Annotated in this window: 17 protein-coding genes, 1 tRNA gene and 1 pseudogene; 10 read left to right on the top strand and 9 right to left on the bottom strand. The window is 38.6% G+C overall.

The genetic code is table 11. From position 1 onward, the window contains the following. The first annotated feature begins 474 nt into the window (after positions 1–474). Complete coding sequence (locus LDX58_RS14860) at positions 475–1,410, top strand: LysR family transcriptional regulator (protein WP_227937612.1); 936 nt, start codon at positions 475–477, stop codon at positions 1,408–1,410. 586 nt (positions 1,411–1,996) lie between these two features. Beyond that, positions 1,997–3,199, top strand: a complete 1,203-nt coding sequence (locus LDX58_RS14855) for an MFS transporter (RefSeq protein WP_227937611.1) — start codon at positions 1,997–1,999, stop codon at positions 3,197–3,199. A 493-nt stretch (positions 3,200–3,692) separates the two neighbouring features. Here LDX58_RS14855 and LDX58_RS14850 read toward each other — a convergent pair whose 3' ends face one another. Further along, the gene (locus tag LDX58_RS14850; protein ID WP_372459198.1) at positions 3,693–4,322 is read right to left on the bottom strand and encodes a DUF2397 family protein; all 630 of its coding nucleotides are present in this window, start codon (positions 4,320–4,322) and stop codon (positions 3,693–3,695) included. Between the two features lie 937 nt (positions 4,323–5,259). Here LDX58_RS14850 and LDX58_RS14845 point away from each other — a divergent pair. The 3 genes from LDX58_RS14845 (at position 5,260) to LDX58_RS14835 (ending at position 8,105) form a co-directional block, all read left to right on the top strand. Then, positions 5,260–6,495 (top strand): saccharopine dehydrogenase family protein, encoded by a 1,236-nt coding sequence (locus LDX58_RS14845; protein WP_227937610.1) that lies wholly within the window; start codon positions 5,260–5,262, stop codon positions 6,493–6,495. 1 nt (position 6,496) lies between these two features. Continuing rightward, complete coding sequence (gene nspC / locus LDX58_RS14840; RefSeq protein ID WP_227937609.1) at positions 6,497–7,624, top strand: carboxynorspermidine decarboxylase; 1,128 nt, start codon at positions 6,497–6,499, stop codon at positions 7,622–7,624. Between the two features lie 235 nt (positions 7,625–7,859). Beyond that, positions 7,860–8,105, top strand: a complete 246-nt coding sequence (locus tag LDX58_RS14835; protein ID WP_227937608.1) for a DUF2535 family protein — start codon at positions 7,860–7,862, stop codon at positions 8,103–8,105. Positions 8,106–8,620: 515 nt separating this feature from the next. On the opposite strand, the gene LDX58_RS14830 is transcribed toward LDX58_RS14835, so the two are convergent. From LDX58_RS14830 to LDX58_RS14815, 4 genes are all read right to left on the bottom strand, one after another. Continuing rightward, positions 8,621–11,836: a DEAD/DEAH box helicase gene (locus LDX58_RS14830; protein ID WP_227937607.1), complete on the bottom strand. Its 3,216-nt coding sequence runs from the start codon at positions 11,834–11,836 to the stop codon at positions 8,621–8,623. A 475-nt stretch (positions 11,837–12,311) separates the two neighbouring features. Further along, positions 12,312–12,959 carry an HAD-IA family hydrolase gene (locus LDX58_RS14825; RefSeq protein WP_227937606.1) on the bottom strand — a complete coding sequence of 216 codons (648 nt, stop codon included), beginning with the start codon at positions 12,957–12,959 and terminating at the stop codon, positions 12,312–12,314. 498 nt (positions 12,960–13,457) lie between these two features. Then, positions 13,458–14,222 (bottom strand): hypothetical protein, encoded by a 765-nt coding sequence (locus tag LDX58_RS14820; protein ID WP_227937605.1) that lies wholly within the window; start codon positions 14,220–14,222, stop codon positions 13,458–13,460. Then, complete coding sequence (locus tag LDX58_RS14815; protein ID WP_227937604.1) at positions 14,215–18,009, bottom strand: DEAD/DEAH box helicase; 3,795 nt, start codon at positions 18,007–18,009, stop codon at positions 14,215–14,217. The genes LDX58_RS14820 and LDX58_RS14815 overlap by 8 nt, the downstream gene beginning before the upstream one ends. A gap of 398 nt (positions 18,010–18,407) precedes the next feature. Between LDX58_RS14815 and sstT the strand changes: the two genes are divergently transcribed. After that, positions 18,408–19,640, top strand: coding sequence for a serine/threonine transporter SstT (sstT, locus tag LDX58_RS14810; RefSeq protein WP_227937603.1), 1,233 nt, complete (start codon positions 18,408–18,410; stop codon positions 19,638–19,640). A 94-nt stretch (positions 19,641–19,734) separates the two neighbouring features. Here the strand turns inward: sstT and LDX58_RS14805 are convergent, their stop codons facing one another. Next, positions 19,735–21,858, bottom strand: a complete 2,124-nt coding sequence (locus LDX58_RS14805) for a glycoside hydrolase family 3 protein (protein WP_227937602.1) — start codon at positions 21,856–21,858, stop codon at positions 19,735–19,737. Positions 21,859–22,144: 286 nt separating this feature from the next. On the opposite strand from LDX58_RS14805, the gene LDX58_RS14800 reads away from it, so the two are divergent. From LDX58_RS14800 to LDX58_RS14790, 3 genes are all read left to right on the top strand, one after another. Further along, entirely contained in the window at positions 22,145–23,053 is a 909-nt protein-coding gene (locus tag LDX58_RS14800; RefSeq protein ID WP_227937601.1) for an AraC family transcriptional regulator, read from the top strand. A 277-nt stretch (positions 23,054–23,330) separates the two neighbouring features. Continuing rightward, positions 23,331–23,594 (top strand): hypothetical protein, encoded by a 264-nt coding sequence (locus LDX58_RS14795; RefSeq protein WP_227937600.1) that lies wholly within the window; start codon positions 23,331–23,333, stop codon positions 23,592–23,594. 98 nt (positions 23,595–23,692) lie between these two features. After that, positions 23,693–23,767: transfer RNA gene (locus tag LDX58_RS14790), tRNA-Gln, on the top strand. Between the two features lie 258 nt (positions 23,768–24,025). Here LDX58_RS14790 and LDX58_RS14785 read toward each other — a convergent pair. Next, entirely contained in the window at positions 24,026–24,205 is a 180-nt protein-coding gene (locus LDX58_RS14785) for a lipoprotein (RefSeq protein WP_227937599.1), read from the bottom strand. A gap of 380 nt (positions 24,206–24,585) precedes the next feature. Between LDX58_RS14785 and LDX58_RS26725 the strand changes: the two are divergent. Beyond that, positions 24,586–24,687: pseudogene (locus LDX58_RS26725) on the top strand (IS3 family transposase); the annotation flags it as partial. Between the two features lie 73 nt (positions 24,688–24,760). On the opposite strand, the gene LDX58_RS14780 reads toward LDX58_RS26725, so the two are convergent. Continuing rightward, positions 24,761–26,284: a sodium:solute symporter family protein gene (locus LDX58_RS14780; RefSeq protein WP_227937598.1), complete on the bottom strand. Its 1,524-nt coding sequence runs from the start codon at positions 26,282–26,284 to the stop codon at positions 24,761–24,763. Between the two features lie 19 nt (positions 26,285–26,303). Then, positions 26,304–26,534, bottom strand: a complete 231-nt coding sequence (locus tag LDX58_RS14775; RefSeq protein WP_227937597.1) for a hypothetical protein — start codon at positions 26,532–26,534, stop codon at positions 26,304–26,306. Positions 26,535–26,686 lie beyond the last annotated feature (152 nt).

The raw sequence follows: 26,686 nt of genomic DNA, 5'->3' as shown, positions 1-26,686 counted from the left end.
CTTATTCAATAAAAGGAGCTATGAACACTGATACTTTTCAGGAGCCTCTGCGAGTGTAGTTTCATACGGTGAGCGAAAAAGGGAAATCATTTTTCCCGCATGGCGTTTGTCGTCATTCCATCTTTTCTAATTAAGTTTTAGATTGGTTAAAAGTTCGTTGACCCTCTTGCGAATAAAATGATAGAATGGCTATCTAATATCGCCACAACCTAAGAAACCGCTTTCAATAGTGACTCTATAAGAATAAAACTGAGAACTTTCTTGTGTACTCTCCCTTCTTTAGATTTGCACCATGAATATATTATCAATGTAGCACATTTGTAATATTCTGAAAAATACTCTTTACATTCAATATTTATATCCTTATCATATGAATTAATAAGCAGCTAAAGTGTGAAGGATAAGAATCCTAGTCTTAAATAATGAAGACATTATAATAGTATGTATTTATTTTACATAGGAAAGGATGTTCAAATGAATATTCGACACCTACGGTACTTCACTACCATAGTAGAAGAAGGTAAAATTTCACAAGCAGCTAAACGCTTACATATGGCTCAACCACCGTTAAGTCAACAATTAAAGTTATTAGAAAGCGAATTAGGTGTAACTCTATTTGAGAGACACACTCGAAAGTTAATTATCACAGAAGAAGGTAAATTACTATATAGTCGTGCTAAACAAATATTAGAGTTAATGTCTGGTACTTTGGAAGAAATGAAGGAACTTTCTGAAGGGACGAAGGGGACCTTATCCATTGGCACGATTGCTTCACTCGGAGCCAAACTTCTACCAGAGAGGATCCGTGACTTTCAAAAACATTATCACGAAGTCCAATTTCAAGTCTGGGAGGGTGACCCTAACAGAATCATGGAGTTGTTAGAAAATCGAATTATCGAATTAGGTATCGTTAGGTTTCCTATTGATACGAGTATTTTCAATATGATTCATTTACCTGATGAACCTTTGGTTGTTGCGATGAGTAGTAAGTGGAATCATGGAGACGATCCAAATACTATTACGCTATCAGAACTAGAAGACAAGCCTCTAATGTTACTAAGAAGACAAAAAGGCACTTCTATGTATAACCAAGATATATACACAGTTGACATCCTTCAGAATGCATGTCTAAATAACGGATTTGAACCTAAGATCATCTGCGAAAGCAGTGACATTATGACTTTATTAATTTGGGCTAATCATGATATAGGCATTACCATTGTCCCGAAATCAGCGATAAACCTCATACCCAACACAGACCTTATATTTAAAGAGATCATAAATCCAACTATCATGGCGAGACCTTCTGCATTAATTTGGTTGAAAGAACGTTATCTCTCTTCCACATCAAGAAAATTTATGGAGTATTTCCCTATGGATAAATCCACCATAAAACCTTCATCCAATTGAATAATTGTATGGCAACACTAGTCATGCACGACTTGAAAATAATGCCTTAATTCCAAATGTTAGTATTTACAGACATAACTATAAGAGCGTGTTCAAAACCCCCATGTTTTAGCAAACACCACGATGAATGAAAACTAGGACTTACGCCTTAGCTTTCGTATAAAAAGGTACTCTATAAGACTTGCAATGGCTCCGTTCGCTACATCTTTAAAAGTCTAACTGCTGGCATTTCAAGTTGTCGAAAATTTAGCTTCTCGACAGCTTGAAATGCCGGTAGACCTTTGTTTCCTCCCCTTTTCCTCAATTGATTTATTTCTTCCTCCCCAACAAAAAGAAAAAGATGCGCTATCACTTCTCGAATACAACAAGTAACAGATTTTTCTGATTAACAGAATACTCCTTCTATAAGTTACTATCCCTTAAATCGTGATATAATTTCTGTAGTTGAAATACTTTATATAACGTTACCCTGAGGACTAGCACCTCAAAGATTTTCATTCATTTTATACTTGAATAGTCTTTTTAGAAATTGCTAGAAGTCAGATTTATTCATTCAGTTAAAAACAAGAGTACTGGGGTCCTTAGCATGCAAACTTCTAAACCACGATTGTGGACTAAAGATTTTATTATCATTTGGCAGACTACTTTCTTACTTGCTTTACTGTATTTTTTAACGATGACAACGATAACAGGATATGTGTTGGAAAATTTCGATGCCTCGCAAAGTAAGGCAGGGCTGGCGGCTAGTATTTTCGTTATCGGGGTCCTTACTGCCCGCTTTATTACAGGAAAGTATCTTGACATCATTGGACGGAAAAAACTGCTGTATATTGGACTCGTTTTAAGCTTTGTTGTTTCTCTGCTTTTCTTTTCAATCGAAAACTTGAACGCCTTAATCTTAATCCGTTTTGTTCAAGGTTTGGTAATGGGGATCGCGATATCTGTGCTGCAAATCAGTATTATGAACATTATCCCCGTCGATCGACAAGGAGAAGGAATTAGTTATTATTCATTAAGTTTAATTCTGGCAACGGCAATCGGACCGTTTATCGGCGTTTTCATTATGCAAATGGGAAATATGAGCATGATTTTTATCGTTTGTACGTTTTTGTGTTTTATTTGTATCCTATTATCCTTATTTACTTCCATCCCTAAAGTGGAGTTAACAAGCGAGCAACGCGAAGACGTGAAAGGGTTTCAGTTAAAAAACTTCATCGATAAAAGAGCGCTTCCGATTGCTGCTATGGCAGGGATCTTGGCGATCTGCTATTCTGGTATTCTATCTTTTCTCGCGTCCTATTCAATGGAGATTAATTTATTATCTGCGGCAAGTTACTTTTTTATTGTGTATTCTGTCTTTATTCTCATGTCAAGACCGTTCACTGGCAGAATACTTGATACAAAGGGAGATAACATTGTCATGTTCCCCGCTTTTATTTTATTTATAGCAGGCTTACTTGTTTTAAGTCAGGCGGAGAACGAGATTACTTTACTAATAGCCGGAGCATTAGCAGGACTTGGATTTGGTAATTTGCAATCAGCGTCACAAGCGATCGCAGTCAAGAGGGCTTCTCGTCATCGGGTTGGAATTGCCACTTCAACTTTCTGGATTTGTTTTGATTTAGGCATGGGTATTGGACCTTTCCTACTTGGGAGTCTCATTCCATTCATCGGTTACCGAAATCTATATGTGACATTAGCGATTGTCGTGTTGATTTGCACCAGTTTGTACTATTTTCTGCACGGGAAAAAGAAATCATTCAATAAAGAGCTTACGCCGGGAGTGTAAACCATTCGCTTTCAGCAAAAAAAGGGGCCTGACATGTGTCGAATAAACGATTATTAAATGAAATGGCCCCGCAAATTTTTTTCAAGCTCTTTAATTACCCAAACATAGATGGATAAGATTTCAATAAGTTTTCCCGATTTTTATCGGAGTACTCAACCAACAAGCGTCCTTTTGGAACAGTTCTCCTAATCCTGACCGTTTCATTGCCATTTCTCCGCTAATCATCTTGTAACTTTTGATAATACTCTTACAAACCCTTTTGAACCTTGAAGAATTTCTGCTATATAGTGTTTAGGTCGTCCGCCTCTTCTTCTTTCTCAATCCTAACAATGTTAATACATGACTGTACTGCACTCCGTCGATGATCACTTCTATGAAAGCAGGCCGATAGATGTTAGCTTTACTTCTTCTCTTCTAAACAACTAATTTAGTGTATGATGTTTGATTTGATATACTTTGCCTTCAACCACCCCACCTGACTCGCACGTCCCTATCATGAGACCTCCCTGTATAGGCTTGAATGATTATTCGCAATTCCACGCCCTCTCACTCTAGCAAACTGCTGTGCCACTCTAACCTCAGAAAATGGTGCCTGACCCCAGTTAATTTGCCGAAAATACGTTAACACATCATTCCTTATTTGCGCACACTCTTCGTCGGATTCAACAGACGTTCGGTTGACAATCCCTTCGACACGAAGAAGCACTTGATACAGTCTTTCAAATTGCTTTTTCTCTAATGAACCTCCAAACGATTCCCCTACATCCTCTAATTGAATTAACATCCGTTCAAACTCAACCGTGTATGGGGTGCATTGGTAGCGAAATCGCTTTTTTTTGAATTCCTCAATCGTCTTCGATTTTCCTAATTCTTGACGTGCAATTAGGTTCCCCCATCTCACTAATGCATCCAAATCCTGATGAAGCTCGTCCATCTCATAGGAATGAAAAGCATAATCGTTCCGTAAAAAAGCTAAGATTTCCTCTGGAAACAAAAACTCGCGCATTCGTGCATGCTGTATGTAAAAATAACGTAAAATCGCCCGATAACTCCAAGCCTTTTCCGCCGTTAAATACGTTGCTTCTTTGACACGTTTTGATGGATACCGCTCCACATTGATCACCTTTTCCTTCTAAGGTGCCTGCTCTTGACACTGTTAAAAAATTATCATAAATAGATATTTCAGCACGAAAAAAGTCAAATCAATACTATTGTATCAAATAATAAGCGAAAAATAGATTGTTAGGTTTAGACATTTAACTAATTTGACCCTTGTATTCATAATGGGTAACTTCAGGTAAAGTACTAGTCTGCTGACCCCTAATGCTTGTTTTTAACGCGGCGGGGGTCAGACACCTCAAACAAGGATAATCTAGAACCTCTTTTCAAGAAATAACCATTCCATAAAGTAGTGATTCTACGAATTATTTTTCTTGTCATACTTTTTTCAGTTTTTTTTCTATATGCCTATTGATATTTTAATTATATGTTGATAATCTAGAGAAGCATTAATTGGAAAGCTAATATTTACTACAGCAGGTCTTTCCAAGCAGATAATTTTGACCACTTACTTATGTAAGTTAAAGCCATACGGACAGCTGGGTCAAATGCCGACTGGCAACTTAAGTTGCCTTATTGATTGAGTTAAAAGCTCAAATTTTATAAGTTGGTTACTTTACAACCAAGTGCATTTGCACATCAACTTGTGAAACGGTCAATAAGAGTGCTAAAAAGTAATTATTTGCTATATAGACTCTGATCCTATTAAGATATTTTAAATATAAAAGAGCTTTCTATCATAATGGTTTAGACTTTTTTATGACTAGATACCATACATATAATTTTTGGTCATGGAATTATTCCTGCTTTTTTAATATTGATAATGATATCTTAGCAAGTGTTGTGCGCAATGGTGCGTTTTACACTTGCTTTTTTGTTGTGGAAAATCTTTTGAGCCGTTCTTTTGCTAAAGACATCCTCAGCAGATAAGCTATTACTATGTCAGGTTGTACGGACTTCTCTTTTATTTGCAAAATCTATTTAGTTAGGAGATATGGAAAATGGGAAAAGCACTTGTTATTGGTTGTGGTGGGGTGGCGTCAGTAGCCATTCATAAATGTGTACAAAACAGCGAGGTATTTGAAGAGATTTGTATTGCTAGTCGTACAAAATCGAAATGTGATGACTTAAAAGCGAAACTAGATGGCGGGAAAACGAAAATTACAACGGCACAGGTCGATGCAAATAATGTGGATGAGTTAATTGCTTTAATTGTAGAGGTAAAACCAGATATCGTGATGAATTTAGCATTGCCGTATCAAGATTTAACGATTATGGATGCGTGCCTTGCCACAAAAACGAATTATATGGATACAGCCAATTATGAGCCGGAAGATACGGCGAAATTTGAATATAAGTGGCAGTGGGATTATCGTGAGCGTTTTGAAAAGGCTGGGATTACAGCCCTTTTAGGCAGTGGCTTTGATCCTGGTGTGACAGGTGTATTTTCTGCCCATGCCGTAAAGCATCACTTTGATGAAATTGAATATATTGATATTCTTGACTGCAACGCAGGAGATCATGGCTATCCTTTTGCTACAAATTTCAATCCTGAGATCAATATCCGTGAAGTTTCTGCCAACGGAAGCTATTGGGAGAATGGTGAATGGATCGAAACGAAACCGATGGAAATTAAGCGAGTTTATAACTTCCCTGAAATCGGCGAAAAAGATATGTATTTATTACATCACGAAGAACTTGAGTCTCTTGCCTTAAATATTCCTGGTATTAAACGAATTCGTTTCTTTATGACATTTGGTGAAAGTTATTTAACTCATTTAAAATGTCTTGAAAATGTCGGTATGACTTCTATTGAGCCAATTGAATATGAAGGAAAACAAATCGTTCCGCTGCAATTCTTGAAAGCCATGTTACCGGATCCATCTTCACTTGGCCCACGTACAAAGGGTAAAACGAACATCGGTTGTATCTTTAAAGGGAAAAAGGATGGAAAAGAGAAAACGTATTATGTCTACAATGTATGTGACCATGAAGCATGCTATCAAGAAGTAGGCTCACAGGCAGTCGCTTACACAACTGGTGTTCCTGCGATGATTGGTGCGATGATGCTGATGACTGGAACATGGAATAAAGCAGGCGTATTCAATATCGAAGAATTCGATCCAGATCCGTTTATGGATGCATTGAACAAATGGGGATTGCCATGGAAAGAAAGCTTTAACCCAGAGCTTGTCGATTCTGAGCCGATCAAGCGTCAACTGGAGACTGTACGTTAATATGCGTTTTGAAGAACTACCAACACCTTGTTATGTAGTAGATGAAAGTCTGCTAGAAAAGAATCTTAAGGTCCTATGCGGGGTCATGGAACGGACAGATTCGAAAATTATCCTCGCACAAAAGGCATTTTCGATGTCGACGATGTATCCACTAATTGGGAAGTATTTAAGTGGTACAGCATCAAGCGGGTTATATGAGGCACGGCTTGGTCATGAGGAAATGGGCAAAGAAAATCATTGCTTTGCCCCTGCTTATCGAGATGATGAGATTGATGAAATTATCTCCTATTGTGATCATATTATCTTTAATTCTTTTTCACAGATTGAAAAGTTTAAAGACAAAGTGCTTCAAGCTGGAAAAAAAGTAGGCTTGCGTATCAATCCTGAGCACTCTACGCAGGTTGGGCATTCGATCTATGATCCATGCTCACCTGGTTCTCGTTTTGGTGTAACGATCAAGCATTTCCGTCCAGATTTGCTTAATGGTGTGTCAGGGCTTCATTTCCATACACTTTGCGAGCAAAACTCTGACGACTTAGAAACAACTTTGAATGCAATTGAAGAGAAGTTTGGACCTTGGTTAACACAGATGGAATGGATCAACTTTGGCGGCGGTCATCACATTACAAGAGAAGATTATGACATTGCATTACTCGAAAAATGTATTAAGAGAATGCAAGATAAGTACAATTTGGAAGTGTATCTTGAACCAGGAGAAGCGATTGCTCTAAATGCCGGCTTTCTCGTCACGACGGTTCTTGATCAACTAGAAAACGATATGGAGATTGCGATCCTTGACACTTCTGCAACCTGCCATATGCCGGATGTGTTAGAAATGCCTTACCGCCCTCCCCTTCTTGGATCAGGGGAAGCAAACGAGAAGCCATTCACGTATCGACTTGGCGGGCAAACTTGTCTTGCAGGCGATGTCATTGGAGAATATTCATTTGATCAGCCATTAAAAAATGGAGATCGATTAGTGTTTGGTGATATGGCCATCTACACGATGGTCAAAAACACCACGTTTAACGGCATGCCATTACCAGCTATCGCCGTTAAAGATAAAGATGGAGATTATCGTATCGTGCGTGAATTTGGCTACCAAGATTTTAAGATGAGACTTGCGTAATATAATAATAGGCATTCTGTGATGGTAACATCCCACAGATGACGCCCTTTAACGAGGCCACTGAAAAAAGTAAAAGTCAACTATTTTTCAGTGGCCTCCTTTTAGCTTAACCAGATTCTAAAACATGAATCTGTTTTTTTTGTTTTAGAAAGACGTAGAATCTAAGATTACTTTAGACATGTTCTAAGGTGATTGGTTATAATATAAATAAAACGGGTAAAAAGAGGCTGATACTGTGTTTTATAAGAGAATTGAGTTCAGAAATGTGACGGGGCAGAAAGTAAAAGTTACTGAAATCCCTGTAGTAGGATCAACTGATCGTTATTATTTTATGATTCAAGCTCGTTTGCAAATCTTTATCTCATCCCTTTACAATAACCCTCAGGAAAAAAGTAGCTATTCCTTTCGAGAGTATTTAAAACGAAAAATAAGATGGTCTGATTTCGAGGATTTATTTTATGAAGTTAGAAATAATACATGAGTGGGTGCCTGGTTTGATTTGGTTCCTGTCCTCTAGCGCTTTAAAGTGCTGGAGGCAGGAACCTTCTCGGTCCTTCTCAAAGTAACAACAAGAAATTAGATTTAAATATGGGCTAAGATAAAACCCCTATTATCATACATCTAGTAAGTACTAGGGGTTTTGTACTAGACCTTCCCAAAACATTTGATAAAATATAATAGCAGACATGATATAGTATCTTTAATCAATTAACACTACAATCAGCATACGAAAACGGTCTGATAAGTTAATATTGATTTGGGGGGTCAGGGGACTCAGAGGCCGTTATTCTCATAAAACTGGCTTCTTTCGCGGTACAAGCGGACACAGGTTCCTCTATTTTCCTAATAGAGGAACCTGTGTCCGCTAAATTTAGAAATGAACGTTATTTTGTGAAATAAGGTCTCCTGTGTCCGTTACGCGTTATACTATCCACACAGAAAAGGTTCCTGAACTTCCAGTGCCTTAAGCACTGGGGGTCAGAAACCTTGATCTTATTATCTCATCAGAATCTCACGAATATCCTCTTCTGTTAATGATACTGATGCTTGTTCTTCTGAATCCACAATCTCTGCAATGAGATCTCTCTTTTTTTCTTGGAGCTCATTCATCTTTTCTTCAATGGTGCCACGGGCCACGAGCTTGATCACTTTCACATTTTTTTTCTGCCCCATTCTGTGAGCTCGGTCTGCAGCTTGCTCCTCGACCGCCGGGTTCCACCAGATATCATATAAGATGACCGTATCTGCACCTGTTAGGTTCAGTCCTGTTCCTCCTGCTTTTAAGGAAATAAGGAACAACTCTCTCTCCCCATCATTAAATCGATTACAGAGATCCAATCGTTCCTCTGAAGGTGTTTGTCCATCCAGATAGAAATAGGTTTGACCTCGCATTGTGAGCTCTCTCCCTATCAGCTCAAGCATTTTCGTGAATTGGGAGAATATCAGCACTCTTCTTCCAGAAATTCTTGATTCCTCAGCGATTTGTAAAAGTTGCTCAAACTTTGCTGAGCTTCCCTTATAGCCGTCTACAAACAGGGAAGGGTGACAACAAATTTGTCGCAACCTGGTCAATCCTGCTAATATTTTTATCCGATTTTTTCTTAGTGTATCCTTATCAAGATGCTTTAATGTCTCGTGTCGTAACTTTGCTAAATAGGCCATATAGAGCTTCTTTTGTTCAGGTAGCAACTCTGCTGATACAAGTGACTCCACTTTCTCAGGCAACTCGGAAAGCACATCCTCTTTGATTCTTCGAAGTAAAAAGGGGCGAACTCGGCGAGCAATTTTTTTTCTGGATAATTGGCTGTATTCCTTTAATCCAAGGAATAGCTGCGGAAAGACTACATGATAAATCGACCAAAGTTCTTCAAGTGAATTTTCCACCGGTGTTCCTGTGAGCCCAAAACGATGTTCTGCCTTGATCCTTTTAACAGCTCGAGCTGTTTGGGTCACTGGGTTTTTAAACGCCTGAGCCTCATCAAAGAAAATAGTATGAAACGTTTGCTTCTCATACCATTTGATATCACGACGAAGTAAAGGATAGGACGTAATCATTACATCTAATTCTTTCGTATTGTTTAGTAGTTGTTCTCTATCCAATTTATTGCCATCTATCACTACTGCTTGAAGCTCAGGAGCAAATCTCATGATTTCATGTAACCAGTTATACGTTAAGGAGGACGGGCAAACTATTAAGACCGACTCACTTCTTTTTCGAATACGTGAAAGCTCAGAAACAATGAATGTAATGCTTTGTAACGTTTTACCTAGACCCATATCATCGGCTAGAACGCCACCAAAACCATAACTTGCAAGTGTCTTCATCCATTTATATCCTCGCTTTTGGTAGTCCAGTAATACAGGATCTAAGTCTTGTGGCACCTCAAATTCCAGATTTCCTGGGTTAAGTAGATGATCAAAAAATTGATGAAACGATTCCTCTGCCTTAAAGACTTGGCTATCATCAACAGAATCAAGAAATTTTAGCCCTTGAATCATAGGCATATTGAGACTAGCTTCTAAATCTTGATCCTGAAGCGGAACAGCATTCAAAAAACGGTGAATTTCTTCCATCTCCTTCGTCTCAAGAGATAGGAGTGACCCATTTTGAAGACGATAATATTTTCGCTTCTCTTCTAGTGCCGCTAAAATCTCCTTAACCTGTTTGTCGGCAATCCCGTCCATTTCAAATTTAAATACCAGCCAATTCGTTCTTTCTTTTTCATTGACCTTAACTCTAATTCTTGGATGGGCATTCTTTTTCAAGATACGATTTCGGACAGCTGTTGTTGCATAGATTTGGACGATTGGCTGAAGCTTTGGAACGACATGGTATAAAAATTCATACTCAAGTGCTTCATTTTGCATAAGATAACCGCCATCTGTTTTAAAAAAACCACTTTCCTCAATCAGTTGAAGGATTTCCTCTTCTCTTTCCAAATCCCTTATAATCATTGGACCAGTTGGAATGTATCGGCTTTCCAATGGTTGAATAATGACATTTTCATATTGAAACTCTAGTCCTACGAGCAGTCGGTTTTTAAGACGATCCAAATATAGCTTGGCAATAAGTGGGGGTTTCAAAATCTCACGCGATAATGCTTTCGACAGTTGGACCTCACCCATTTTTTTCAGACCTGGTACAATTTTTTCCAGAAAAAAATTGATTTGTTCATGTGGAATAGGAATGTGATTCTTACTAGGAGACGTAAGCATTTGCTTTAGTTCGTATAATCGTTCACAATCCTGTCCTTCTAGCTGAAAGACTTTTCCGTCACACAGCACAGCACTATAGAAGTTTAAAACAACCATTCGTTCAAAGCCTTTGATCGTCAATTGATAATCAGCGCTCTCGGTTTCTTCGAATGTAAACTGTATCGGAGGAGTTCCCTCCACCAGTTGGAATCTCTCAAAAAAATGACCATCATGCATTAGCGAAACGAATGAGGCTTTGGTAAGTAAAGGGACGAGGTCCTCCCAAGAGGAGGATGGAATTAGTAATATCTGATTCGTAGCTGTATCGTCAGAAGCGTAAGGCATTGCTTCTAGAAAGGCCTTTTCATCATGAATGACCCGAATGAGTTGGTGAATAACTGCATCTGTTTCAATTGCAAAGCAATGAATGTTTGGATCATAGGTAAATGCAGGGGATACCTCACTAGGTTTCCCTTGTTTTACGTTTCGGAGAAAATCTCGTATGTTTTGTACTTTTGTATTACCGATCTCCACTTCCATTCCAAGCAAATACTGATCCTTTCCGATCAAGACTGGTTTACTGGTAAACCTGACAGTAAGAACTTTTCTTTTTTCAAAATAAAGTTGATGTCCACTTGTTCGTGTTGGTCTGTCTTTAAAAAGAGACATGAAGTCTTCTGTTAGCTCACCATAATTAGATGGTTCAACTTGTACAGTTGAAAGTGACGTTCCTTGTCGTTGCAGTCCATAAATGGCTAATAAAACGGCCGCAATATGTTGGCAACTTTTTTGAAAATTGGCTAATGTAGGACAGCTACATTTCATCTGAATGTCTTCTGTTTCCCCTTTTACAATTGTGACATAAAAGTCAACATTTCCACTAACGGTGGCTTCACAGGAATCAGGGCTATACTGATTAAATGTCACTTTATTAGAGCGATAAAAAGAGTCCCCTCTTTTAAAGGAGACAGTACCGCAAATTTCTTTAATCATCTTGTGATTTATTTTTATCTCCATGTACTTCCGCTCTTTCCTTTTTATTTATTGAGACCAAATTCCTCGTATTTATTCCTTTATTAAAGTAAATTTGTTACTGTCATACTGCTCAATTAAACCCTAACACAAATTATATTAACAATAAAGGCACCTACTTTTCCATCCATTTCTCCCGCCATTGCACTCGTTCTTGCTCTTCTATTTGCTTTTCATTTCAGCGTTCAAGCCACGTATTCCAAACGCATGCGTAGAAAATGTTCTGTTCTTTATTGTACAATCGAAATTCTAAAACATGGAGCATGTTGACCATCCGTTGATTAATGTAAATTTCACGTGAGAATGGAATTTGCCTTATACCCATTTCCCGATTTTCATGGTTGATTACGTGCTCACACTTGATGACGGTGGTGAGTCGAACAATCTTCACCAAAATGAACAACGTTGTCATACACTAAAAAAGACGCTCTCCACTTAATGGATTGCGTCTAATGTTTAACTATAAATTTGATCTGCCATGTTTTTGAGAAACAACCTCGAGTATCTCATCCGGTGAATCCACAAGGTAGTCTGGCTTTTGTGCCTGCACAAGCTCTTTAGCGTCATACCCCCAACTCACCCATATGATCTTGACTCCTGTTGTCTTACAGGACAAGATATCCCGTTGCTCATCACCCACATATATAACTTCCGATGGCCCTAGGTGATGTTCCTTAAGAAATCTGCGAATCAATTGATCTTTGCCGGAAATAAGATTTGAACTCAAGATCTCTGATATATTTCTTACATTATTTCGCCGTAATACCTCTTTAATCACATCCTCAGAGTTAGAGGAAATAATCGCGATTTTGTGACCTTTTTTCTCTAGCGTATCCAGTATTTCTTTCATTCCAGGATACAATTTGATCTCCTTTGCATATTTTCGATAGAAACGGTAGAAGTCTGGAATGATGAGTGGCGTTTTAAAGATTGGGAAGTTTAATTGTTTGATTCTCTCAAGGATTGGTAGCTTTCTTAGTATATTCCATTTTGCACGGTTAATTTTTTGATACCGGTGTTTGTCTGCCAAGCTGTTCCATGCAGAGATGAAAACATTTCTGGAGTCGGCAAGCGTTCCGTCAAAATCGAAAATAATATATTTATACATTTGTTGTCTCCTCGTCTTTCAGCCAGTAATGTTAATACATTAGATATAGATTAATATAAACATTAGTCACCGTTCTCCAATGCGTCTGTAAAATGAGTGCTTCTGATTGTGAACTGGAACTAATGTAGCCTTTAATCCCGTTCAACCCACCTTTCAACCTATTATTTAAAAGTTGGTTTTCTTATAGCTTATGTATGATATTACTTCTAGCTCAAAAATGTACTTACTTAAGCTGGAAATGAGCGAGTGCTGAGGACAGGATGGTATGGTTTATAGGCATCTATTTATCATCCTGAGTTAGAGAGGGGTTTAACTTGTTAATCTCTAAGAAATGAACTTAAATTGTGGAACATGTAGTGGATTTCCATAAAAAACACAATCGTAAAAATCCACCCGAACTTCTACATTCGGGTGGATTTCCTTTAGTAATATAACCTTTATTTTAATCGACAGGTCCTAGACCTGTCGATCATAGAAGACCAGAGAATGTTCAGGGGATCATTCAGAAATCTTAACTTCCGACGCCCACTTCTCCCGCCATTCCACCCGTTCCTGCTCTTCTATTTGATTTTCGAGCGTATCATCCCAGCGTTCGAGCCACGTATTCCAGACACGTGCGTAGAAAATGTCCTGTTCTTTATTGTACATTCGAAATTCTAAACATGGAACTTGTTCGACTATCCGTTGATTAAAGCTCAATACGTCAGCTATTACCGTTTGAAAGCCGTTTTCCTCCAGCCCGTTTTCTCTCTCGGAAAGCACCTGCAGGATTCGGTCGACATTGATAAAATCCTGATCATTCGCATACCGGTAAAGCATCCATTCTTCGTCTGTTTCGGGCACAGATCGAGTCATCTCTGGCCAAAATTCATCATGATCGGGACTGTAAAAGAGCTCTGTCCACTCTTCTTCCATTTCTTCCTCAATGATGCCTGTTTTCAGCTGCTCATGCCCTTTCGTTGTTAACTTGTAAATTTCTTTTTCCATCCGGATCAAGCCTGTTCGCTGCATTTTTGCAATTAAATCGGCAATGAACAGCTCCTCAACCAGCAGCATTTCAGATAAATTGGCTGCCCGCCGGATATCAGCTTCCTCAAAAGCGAGCAGCATCATTTTCATGAGGATATCCATTTTAGACCGCTTTACTCGCTTAAATTCCACATCAAAGGTCACGACCGGCAAATGCCACATAGCCGACTCTTTGATTTCGACAGCTGGATTTTCAAGCAAGCTGGCGCGTAAACGTTTCGTTAATTTATCCATGCTGTACCACCTCTTCAAGCATTCGCAGTCCATTTTGTTTTTTAGTGGCTTCTAATACGTGCGTGTACATCTGTCTTGTGTCTCTTTGTTTCGTACGCTCGGTAAACATCTTTGTACTTCCGATTAAAACAAGTAGCTCTCTCGCTCTTGACAAGGCCACATTCAGTCGACGATAGTCTTTTGCGAAGCCGATATCGTCCTGCTTATTATCATGATTGCGCACCATGCTTAACAGAATGACATCCATTTCCATCCCCTGGAACCGGTCCACAGTCCCGGTACGAATCGTCAAGTGCTGCAAGCGAAGATCCTGCTGAATCAAGCGGTCGATCCTTTTTACTTGTTCCCCGTAAAAACTGATGACGCCGATGCTTTTTTTCTCATCCTTTTTCATTCTTCCAGCTTGCTTCGCCTGTTCCGCCGCTTCATCCAATTCCGTTAGCAAATCACCGATCCTTTTCAACTCAGCCGAGTTAAACAAGCTTTTTCCGCCTTTCATTCTTTCTTCAAAAAAAGCGGGCTCGTTTGGCATATCAAGCCATAATAGATGATTGTCCCGCTGTATCAGCGGTGATTCTAGCAAGTGATCTCGTTCCGAATCAGAATCGGTCAAGCCACATTGGAGCCGTTCGTTTTCCTGCTCATAAAACGGCGTGATGGCTTCCATAATGTTATCATGCATCCGGTACTGGATGGCGAGCATCGTTTTATTGCTTTTCGGCAAGTTTTTAAACAACCGTTCAAAGAGCGATTCTTTTAAAAGCTTATTTAATTCCGCTTTCCCTTCAAAGTCGTCACTTCCATCCGCCATTTCCTGTAGCGTCTCTTCTAGCGTATCGTTTCCTAAAAGAGGCGGCAGTTGGTGATGGTCGCCAACTAAAATGATTTTTTTTCCTTTTAGCATCGGCAAAAGTAGCTCCGGCGGGGTTGCTTTTGATACTTCATCAATAATCACTACATCAAACGCAGGGTAGCTGTCGATAAAATCTTTTCGTGCGGATGCTACACATGTCGTTCCAATGACGTTAGCATGCTTCACATAAAGCTTGCGAATTTCGTCCAAGTCGTGGTCATTTGCTTCTTCTAGCATAGAAAGCCACCTCCCTTGGATGGACTGGAATAGCGGAAGTCTCCGCTTTTCCTCCTTCAATGACTCCCGTTTCAGAGAAAGACTCGCCAATTGCGTTAATACCTTTTCATGCTCCTGTTCCGGTTCTGTAGACAAAATTTCATTTAAAGGTACCTGTTCTTCTTCCTTTTCGTGGATCATGTGATGAAACTGTGCTAAGCGGTCTTCGATTTCTGCGAGTTTCTGCTCCGCTTCCTGTAGCTGATTGGCTTCTTTTTCTTGTTTATCGCCATGTTCTTCAATTCGCTTCTTAACTTGTTCAAGCCGCTCTTTCTGTTTCTGCAGTTCAAGCACTTTTGCTTCTTTTTGCTGAAGCACTTCTTTAGCGTTCGGAATGTTTTCCGCTAACGCCATCATGTGCTCATGCTTGTTTTGAAGAGAATGGAGCTCAGCGCGCTCCTCCTCCATCGTCTGCACCCATTTTTGTTGCAACAACTTGTTATCACGTTGCTTATTTGTAAGTTCCTCTAACACTTCCTGCTTCAGCAACCGAAATGCTTCTAGCGCCATGTTTTTATAAGTGTCAAACGGCTTTAACCGTTCTTCTTTTTGCCTTATAAAGTGTCTCCTTCCATATAATCCTTTAAGATAGGTGACAAGCATCTGTGGGTACACGGTTGAATTTCCTTGCAATCTGCTTCTTAGCTCGTCTAAATATTGGTCAATTTCCGCGGCGGTAAAAACGGCGGAACCCTTCATCATGCGCTGCTTCATTTGGCCGGTCGATATGCGATGCCTTTGTAAAAGCTGCTCAATATATGAAATCGCTTTGTTCAATTTGTCATGATATACTTTTAGCTTTTTCAGCTGGTTTATTTCTCCGCGAATGTCCTCCAGCTCCTCGAGTAACTGCTGAACCGTTAACGACCGTTTCATATTTTGTTCAAGCATGATCCATCTTAAGCCATCAATTTGTTTGACGTCTGTTACTTTTGCCGTTAAAGCATCCATCTGCTTTGTTAACTCAGCCCATTTTTCAACTTCAGCAGACGTTTGCTTGATCTTTTGTTTTTTTTCATCGAACTCGCTTTCAAGTTGCTGAAAGGCGATGCTGTTTTTCACCTGCTGTATTACTTGCTGGTTAGCATCCCATTCTTTTTTTATCGCGCCACTGTCCGGCTCACCACGAAGAAAGGTTTCGTCTTTTTCAATGGAGGTATTTAATAAATCAAGAGACTGTCTAATCTCCTGCACGTGCTGTTGTGCCGTTTGCTGCTCCTGTTTGGCCACATGTACGATCTTTTTTTGCTCATCAATCCTAGACTGGATTTCGCTAAACTGTTTTTCCGCTTTCTGTTTGGCTTCGAGTTCGGCCTCCACTCGTGCAAGCACCGGCTGCAGCAGTTCTTGATCCCGTTCATTTGCTGCCCATTCCGCTTCTATTTCCATTTTTCGTTTTTGGTGCGCTTCAAATTGAGTAGAAACTTCTTTTAACGTATGGTCTTTCCAATACTGCCCTACATTTTCTTCAATGAACTTTTTGCCTTCTTCTTCAATGCTTTCCGTGCGCCCAACCCGAAGAATGCGAATGTCTTTATTCGCCAGCAACCGGCCAAGGGCGTTGTCGACTGCCAAATTCGACTGCGAAGCAACCAGTGTGCGCAGTCCCGCTTTTGCATTTTGCAGGCAAATTTCAGAAATAACCGTTGTTTTTCCGGTTCCAGGAGGCCCTTGAATGACGTATAAGTCTTCCGCAGACATCGCACCTGTCACCGCTTCCCGCTGGAACTCGTTCAATCGATTGTGAAACTGGAGCTCAACTTGCTTTTTCGGGGTTTGGACCGGTGGCTTGTTTTCAAATAAAAGGCGTTCAAGCTCTGGATTCACAGCGAGGCCGTTTTCTAAATGCTTAAACCCTTGCCGCAGTCTTTTCACCTGGCTTAATGTCGCAAAATTGCTAAAAACAACTTCTTTTGGATTCACGTTAAGCTTCTGCTGGCGGGCCCGTTCCTCTATATAACCGTGCAACTCTACTTCAACTGTAAGAGCGGAACGATTCGCTTTCAACACTTTCCCAATATCCAGATCAATCCCTTTGAGTTTGACGCTCAAACCTTTGAGTGACTTCCATTCCTTTTCACCGAGCTGGCAACCCGTGATCGTCACCCGGCTAAAATCACCATTGAATACTAGCCCCGAATAGCGCGACGTCATGTCTGGAATGTCCGCAGACTGCTCCTGGATTTTCAAATAGCCTTCCCAGCTCGCAATCCGCTTTTTCACATACATCGAACTTTCCTGCGCAACCGGCATTTCATGAATCAAGTTCAGCAAATCAAGCGGGATCCGCTCCCCGTGCTGTACGTTCAAATCAAACATGAGATCTACCGGACGGCGCCAATTAGTCTGCACCGGTGTTTGCAACGCTCTCGTCGTCACATTCGTCGCAATGAACCGATCAACCTCGACCACACAATGCAAAACGACCATAAACTTATTGTACTTATCATTCATCCGCGCATTCGCCTCATTGTCAAAGAACAATGCGGCCGACATAAGGCGATCTGGCACCGGCGGATATTTTTCTATATAAACGTGAAACGATTTCTGCAACGAAAAAAACGAGCGCTCATCAAGCCTGAGCTCCCGCATCTTGTCCTTCGCCTTATTCGTCAAAGTTACCGGACAACGATATGGCGTTATCTGTTTCTTTATCATATGTCCACCTGCTTTAGTCATCAACAAGAAGTATTTGAATAGTTATCATCCAATTGAATTATAGCATAATGTCCATAAGATTTTAGTAAGATTGAGCTTTTTGGTGTAACTTAACACTTGTTTAATCGACCTTTACAAACGTGTAACGAATAACGCTCCACTAAGGATTAGCAGTCTTTCTTTAAATTATATTGCGAATACACTCCACATTTTTAAATGAAGTAGAGCTTACCGTCGATTTAACCTTATCCTATCTCCATATTCCTTTACTATTTTAGATTTTAAATTTTATCCACAATCGACAATATTCGTGTTAAACTTACATTTGTTAAATTTCTTAGTAAATAAAGGCGCTGTTCTTTTTATTATGTTGCAATATTAAAATCGGAGGGAAACAAATGAAAAATTCAATTCATAAATGGAACGAATTAAGCCTAGTAAAACGAATTCTTGTCGGTATTATCATTGGTGCTATCTTGGCTGTATCAATCCCTAATGCCGCAGGTTGGGTCACCGTTTTCGGTTCTTTATTTGTAGGTGCACTAAAGGCTGTTGCACCAATATTAGTTTTATTTTTAGTGATGCATGCCATCTCAAAGCATAAAAGTGGTCATCAAACGAATATAAAATCGATTATTGCTCTTTATGGTATAAGTACATTCCTAGCTTCATTAGTGGCCGTTGTTGCAAGCTTTCTATTTCCGGTAAGCTTATCACTTGTAACAGGCGCCGAAGGTTTGACTCCTCCTGGTGGTCTTGTAGAAGTTCTTCAAACATTGCTCTTTAACATTGTTGACAATCCAGTAAATGCACTATTGACTTCTAACTATATAGGCATACTAACCTGGGCTGTCCTTCTTGGCATTGCGTTAAGAAAGGCTCCTGACACAACAAAAAACATGTTGGCTAATTTTTCAGATGCCATATCTCAATTAGTGAAATGGATTATAAATTTAGCACCATTAGGAATTATGGGGCTTGTCTTTGAAGCTATTGCAACAAATGGGCTTTCAGCGTTACTTGATTACGTAAAATTACTTATCGTTCTAGTCGGATGTATGCTTTTCATAGCTCTTGTCATTAATCCAATTATAGTATTTATAAGTATTCGTAAAAATCCATATCCACTTGTCTTTAAATGCTTAAGGGAAAGTGGTATTACAGCATTCTTTACTCGGAGCTCAGCAGCAAACATTCCAGTAAATATGAGGTTATGTGAAAAACTAGATTTAGATAAAGATACGTATTCAGTATCAATCCCGTTAGGTGCTACCATCAATATGGCTGGTGCTGCTGTGACTATTTCTGTCTTAACCCTTGCTGCCGTTAATACTCTTGGCATTCAAGTGGATATTGGTACTGCGCTAATTCTTAGCGTTCTAGCAGCTATATCCGCTTGTGGTGCTTCGGGTGTTGCCGGTGGGTCGCTTTTACTCATTCCTTTAGCATGTAGCTTATTTGGAATTCCAAGTGAAATTGCTATGCAAGTCGTTGGTGTGGGTTTCATCGTAGGTGTTTTACAGGATTCTTGTGAGACTGCACTTAATTCATCATCAGACGTACTTTATACGGCAACAGCTGAATACGCTAATATGCGTAAAGAAGGTAAGGAAATGATAATCAACTCCTAAAAATAGGTTTATACGTTTGTAGATTTACTTCCAGTTAAAAAGGTGCCTGTCCCTTGTCGAATTCAACAAGAGACAGGCACCTTTAATATTGTTACTAATAAGTTAGTCCATGACCAAGTTTATAGATATTACCATCACTATCCTGATAGGCATAGTTGAGTCCTTCAGGCATATATTTGTCCTTGTCATAGCCCGGTACATCATTTCTCGATACACAATCACCATTTTCATCAACCGCAATAACTGCTTCACTTGCTGGTAATGTTAATGGTAATACACCTACTGGTTGGCTATTACCCGACATAACCTCAAACTGTGCTTTATAGAATGTATCGTATCCAGCAATCAGTGCATCTGCTAATGGTTCAACATTTCCTAGTATCCACGGCATAATGACATTCACACTTATGATTACTTTTCCTCCACGACTATGGATGCTGTCTGCCACTTCCTTTAAATGATCCATGCCAGTTAAAGTCGTTTCTTGATATGAAGAACCATCCAAAGCTGTTACTGTTTTGTCCTCACATATCTCAAGATCTAAAAGTCCCGGTGTCGCAGAAAAATAAGCTCCAGATTTTGGATTTAAGAACAAAATAGCTATGTCAGCTTCTTCATAGTTATCAGTCAAAGTAAATTGTCCAAGTTCTTCGCAGTCTTTCCTTGCGTCCTCCGTGTAAGAAGTTGCTCGTTCTGATTCCTTATGAAAAACTTCCACATAAACCTTCTTATTAGTAAGCTTTTCAACTGCCAAAGGTAAGGTCGCATTTTGATTTTTAAGGACGGTTACCGATTTTTTATGCGCTTCATAAGCAGCTTCCCAGTTAGCTGGATTACTAACTACTGATGTAGCTTGATCTGTTGAAACATACGTACGATCATCAAATATTCCTAATGCAAACATTTCAGTGAGTAGTCGTACATTCGCTTCATCAATACGTTTTTCACTTATCCAGCCATTGTTGATCGCTGCTTTGAGATTTTCAACATCATTTGTATCAGCAACGATATCTGTACCTGCATTGATTGCTTTTGCAAAACGTTCGGCCTCGCTCAACTCTTCAACGCCCCAGCTCATTTTACTAGTGATGCCACTGTCGCTATTTACATAGCCTTTGAACCCAAGTTTTTCTCTAAGGATATGATTTAGGAAATAATGATTAAATGTAAATCCAACCTCTTCGAAAGGAATGTCTTCACCCTCGAATTCTTGAACGACACTTTTTTTGATGCTTGGTATCGAATAGTACGGCATAATGGATGACGTTCCATGTTCTACCGCGGCCCTAAATGGTGGGAGGTGATACTTTTCTAAGCTTCCTGGCGTTGGGTATAAATTCCACTTACCCTCTTTGTAATGAGGATCAAATCCATTTTCTCTTGCTCCTCCACCTGGAAAGTGCTTCGTCGTCATCGCAATACTATGATTCCCTACGCTCTCCCCTTGGAATTCGTCGATGATACGACCAATAGCTTCGGAAATAAATTCTGGATCTTCACCAAACGTGCCATACGTCCGTTGCCATCTAGGGTCTGTGACCGTATCAGCCATATACATATACCCTTTTCTTATTCCAGTAGCATCCCACTCATCATGTGCTATTTTCGCAAATTGGCTAATGAGAGATCCATCACCGCCATTTTTAATATCACCTTTAGCAGCTGCCGCAAGTCCTAAAGTTCCTGGCCAAGTGGAAAAAATTCCAGCTGCGTCATTCATACCAAAGACGAATTCTGTGTTTTCGTTTCTTGAATTAGATGTTATTAAGCACGGAATCCCTAGGCGTGTTCCCTCACACACTTCATTCATCGCGTTAACCCATTCGGCCATTTGAGCGGGACTCCAGTTGTCTCTTAAGATGAAGTGACGCAAATTCATTTTTTCAATGGTATGTGTGGTTCCATATATTTTTGTAATAGCGAAAATACTTTCACCCTTTTCAACAATCCCTTCATCTAACACACCATCGTGACTAGTCTGACTCTTATCTTTTTGAGAAAGCCCCATCTGACGGGTATTAATAAGCATCATACCCACTTTTTCATCGATATTCATTAATGTCACTAAGTTCTCTGCGCGTTCTTTCGGACTCAAACGCCAATCCTCGTATGGGTCTAGTTTCCCATCGTTATTCAAATCTTTAAAGTTTAATCCATCAACTTCAATGAGGTTCTTAGTTCTTACTTCTAAATCTGGTTGTTTATGGCTAAATCCCACTTTAGCGCCTCCTAATATTTGTCTCCTAATTGAGACATATCTATTGTTTTTTCTAATGTCAGATGATTATACATATGGCTCCCACTAAAATTGATAATGGGGTGAATCAAGAGTATATCAAGTATGTTATAAGCAGCTATTTAAAATATAGTCATTCTCCCTTCATGTATAATGAATTATTTGCCGCTTTCTTTTACAATGTTATAATAACAACAAAAAGCTAATAATAAATGACACTTATTGCTTAAAAGATTGTAAATATTGCTACATGAGAGAGGCTACCATTATGAAGCAATCTGTTTTAATTCCAGTAAAAAGTCAAGATTTTGAAATTTATGACTTCAGAAAAAAAAATAAATTCGCTGATTTGCTCAAGAAACATAACGAATCCGCAGAAAGTTTCGCCAAATTAGAGACTTTATTCCGATTACACAGTCACGATGTGATGGAGGTTCTAGTATTTTCAGGTGGGGAGTGTGAATTTTTTTGTGAAGGAAAGACCTATTCCCTAAGGAAAGGGGATGTTGTGGTTGTCCCTCCTTATGCTGTTCATAAAGCTACTGTTACGAATATTGATAACTATGAGCGCACAATTATTAAGGTCAGTGGGCATTTGATGAGAGACTTTTTATCTAGTTCACCATCTATGAAAGAGAATATTGTTTATCAAAAGACACAAGGTTCTTATGTGTTACATCTGGATCCAAAAAACTTTCAAGATATCATTTCTTTACTTCACGAAATAACTTATAAAATAAAGAATGGCGAAGAAAATTACTCCTTTACATTACATTACCTATTATTTCAAGTGCTTCAAGACATTTTCAATCCTGCTAGTAGTATGCCAAACCTCAGTCAAAAGGATGAACTAGACCAAAGGTTAGTATCTATACTAGACTACATTGAATCACATCTGACAGAGCCGGATTTAAGTTTGGACAAGGTATCCAATTACTTCCATTTAAATAAATACTATTTTTCTCATTATTTTAAAAAAAACATGAACCTACCCTTTTACCGTTACGTATCATTAAAGCGTTTATCTTTTGCTGTAACTATGATTAAACAAAATCAGATCTCGATAGAGACAATTGCCTTGAAATGCGGTTTTCCTGATTATTCGAGTTTTTATAGACTCTTCAAAAAAGAATATAATCTTTCTCCAAAAAATTTACAAAAAGAATATAACAATTAACAGTAAGAGCTTGTAACTTAGCACTCATTTAGATACACTTATACGTCCTTGTTAAGGATAAAGGATAATCATGTCTGATTGTTGAGGAGCATTTACAATATTTCTATTTATTCCCTCAATCTTTTTAAGTGTTATATCATCCGTCTTTAGTACAAAATCTATACCTGTTTATAATTAGAATAAAAAGGTTTGAATTTCTTTGAATTATTTTTCTAACTCTCCTTATAATAACTACTGCCATACACGGCAAACACAAATTTACTAGGGGGTTTTTTCCATGCCAAATAACCAACAATTACAGCAAGCTCAACAAGCAGTGCAACAAGCTCAACAGCAAATTCAACAAGCTACTCAACAAGCTAATCCACAACAAATGCAACAAGCTCAGCAACAGTTGCTACAAGCTCAACAACAAGTACAACAAGCTGCTCAACAGGCTACTCCACAAGAGCAACAACAGTTACAACAAGTTCAACAACAACTTCAACAAGCTACTCAGCAAGTACAACAAACTCAACAACAAAAAAATCAACAACAATAATTCTTTCAATCGCGAAGCTGACCATAAAGGTCAGCTTCTAAATAAAAGAATTTTAAATGAATAATTAGTTTTAAAAAAATCCATTATAAGAATGTTGTTGGGCTATAGCCAAGCGGTAAGGCAACGGACTTTGACTCCGTCATGCGTAGGTTCGAATCCTGCTAGCCCAGCCATTTATTTTTAAAGACATACATAATATAAGTTGTGCTTACGATATCTTCCCACTGCAATTTAGTATACAAACACTATGCTGACTTTGTTCTTTCATCGCATTTCAACATACGTACCCGTTAAATAGGAAAAGCGATTCTTTATTAAAAGAATCGCGCCTGATTGTTTAACTTATGGTACGATCTCCGGATGAATTTAAGTGGGATTTTATTTTTAGCAAAAGTGCCTAATATAGGCACTTTTTTTGCTATTAAACGGTTTTAATTATCAACTATCTCACGGTCAAAAATTTCACCCTCTTCTTCTACTTCTAATTCTTCAATTTGTCCATTCTCTTCTTCTACTTCTATCTCTTCAATTGGTTCACCTTGTTCATTTCCACAACCCACTAACGTAAAAACAGAAAAAATTAAGAAAAATATTACATAGAACTTTTTCATTTATTGTAACCTCCTTTTTTTTATTGTTTTCCAACCTTATTATAATTATTCTTTTGAATTAACTAAAAAGTTACCTCATTTTAATTGGCTAATTATTATGATCTTCTTTCCCTTATCCCGTTAACACCCCTGCCCACTTTCCTATATACACTGATTAGATTATCATAAACTTTATTTAAAATTGAGGTAGGGATTATTTCCAGTTATGAAGTTTCCAGTTTGAAAAAGGGCTTCTAATTAGATCTATTAGACATCATCATCGCAACGAAAGTTTCTCCTTGAAAAAATGGTGCCTGCCCCGGCCTTTAGACAAAACTACGATAAGAACAAATAAATCTCCCATAAAACCCTTGTGAAACTTTGAGCGAATTAAAGAGTGAATTAGGGAATATATGACTTACTATAACAATCACAGGTACCAATGGAATTAAAAAGAGATGACCCCTGTTCAATACAGAAATCATCTTTTAAATGTAGCATAGTTATTTTATTCTAAAATGTCCTTTACAAAGGACTGTGGCATGGATTACTTCGTTATGTGGAGCTAATTGAATTTTATTGAGCCTTTTTCTCCTGCTTGACTTGCTTATTTTCAGGATTCTTATTGAAATACTTTTTGAAAATATCCAGGTGTTTATCTGCTTTTTCATACTCTGGTTTTGTCAATAAACTAACCACAATCATCACAATCGTTGAAACGACCATGACAGGAACAATTGGTAAGAATCCAAAAGATGGAAGCCAATCTGTAAAAAAGTAAATAGGTACTAATAATCCACCGATAACCAAACTAGAGATCGCTCCTGCCTTCGTTAACCTTCTCCAATACAAGGCGGCAACCATTACAGGGACCATTGCTGTTGTTCCAGTAAACGATACATTCGCAATTTCAAATACACTTGCAGGTCTGAGAAGTGATACTACATATGAAATGGCTAGTAGTATAACAACAAATAAGCGGCCATAGAAAACCGTTTTTTCTTCATTCTTTAGGTTGAAGTATTTTTTCACAATATCATTAGTAAATAAGTTACTCATTGTTAGAAGCTGTGCATCCATAGTCGACATAACCATCGAAAATAAACCAACCAATGCTAGTCCACCCATCCATAAAGGAAGATACTCAAATGTCAACAAAAAGACGATATTATCAGAAGCACTACCTACTAATCCAGGAATTAGGACAGCACCCCATACCCCTAGAGTTACCGCTAGTATATAAATGAATGACATACCTAAAGGATAGAGAATACTATTTTGGCGTAATACATGACTACTTTTACTTGCTAATAATCTCACAAAAACATGTGGAAAACTGAATACAACAAACGTAAATAATAGCCATTGACTAAACCAAACTTGCCATGAAAAGGCTGGGCTCGCGTCTCTTTGTAACAAATGTGGTTGTTCTTGTAGAACTCTTTCTGTTAATCCTCTAAAACCTCCACCTTCGTTCGCTATCATGATAACAGCCAGAAGAAGAAATACAGTGAATATTAAAACCTGCGCTGTATTCGTTAATACTGTACCTCTCATTCCGCCTCCCCACACATAATATCCTACTACAACTGTAATGATTAGTGACCCTAACCAATAAGGAATAACCCCGTTTGTAAATGTTTCAAATCCTGCCCCTGCCCCAATTTGCCCAGTCACGACATAGGGTAAAGTATAGATGGCAAATATGACAAACATAATTAATGAAATTGAATTACTATGAAAACGCTCTCCATAAAATTCACTAGGAGTACTATAGCCGTATTTTTTCCCTAAAATCCAGACTCTCACTCCGAAATAATAAGTTGTAAACCCTATCATGAAAGATCCGGCACCCATTATTAAACCATACATGCCAAAACCATTATGATAGGCTGCTCCAGGCATTCCCATCATAACAAACGCGGATAAATTAGCGCCTATAATCGCACAAAACAAATAAAAACTTGAAATGGACCGATTGGCTAAAAAATAGTCTTCTCCTGTATTCTTTGTCTGTCTTTGAGCTTTCCACCCCATCAAGATAATAAACAACATATAAATGGCAGCTACAATAAAAACTAGCAGAACTCTATTATCCAATTCAACTCCTCCTAATCATTCAATCTTCATCTTCAAAGTTTTCTGGAACATGAGGCCAGATAACTTTATAAGCAAAAAATAGGTAAATCGATGCAAGGATTCCGCCAACTAATACTTGAAACCATAATGCAATTGGCATAAAACCGAATAAGATTGGATTAACTTGATCAAACCACCAAAAGTCAAAGTGCAGAAATATCATCACTAACAAGCCGATAAGGACAAGAGTTCTTTTTAGTCTATGGCTCAATATGGTTACCTCCTACTAGTTTATAAATTTGTGTTTCTTCATTATAAATGTGAAAGTTCGGCTCCCCCCACTATAAAAGACAATAAATTCTTGTACCATTATAGTTGTTAAAAGGGAGTTGACTTATGATTTCAGTCCACTCCCTTAATTGT

This window comes from Alkalihalobacillus deserti (assembly GCF_020734105.1).
GTDB classification, from domain to species: domain Bacteria; phylum Bacillota; class Bacilli; order Bacillales; family Bacillaceae_D; genus Halalkalibacter; species Halalkalibacter deserti.
Note: the sequence above shows the minus strand (reverse complement) of the source record. Positions and strands in the feature narration are given on the sequence as shown.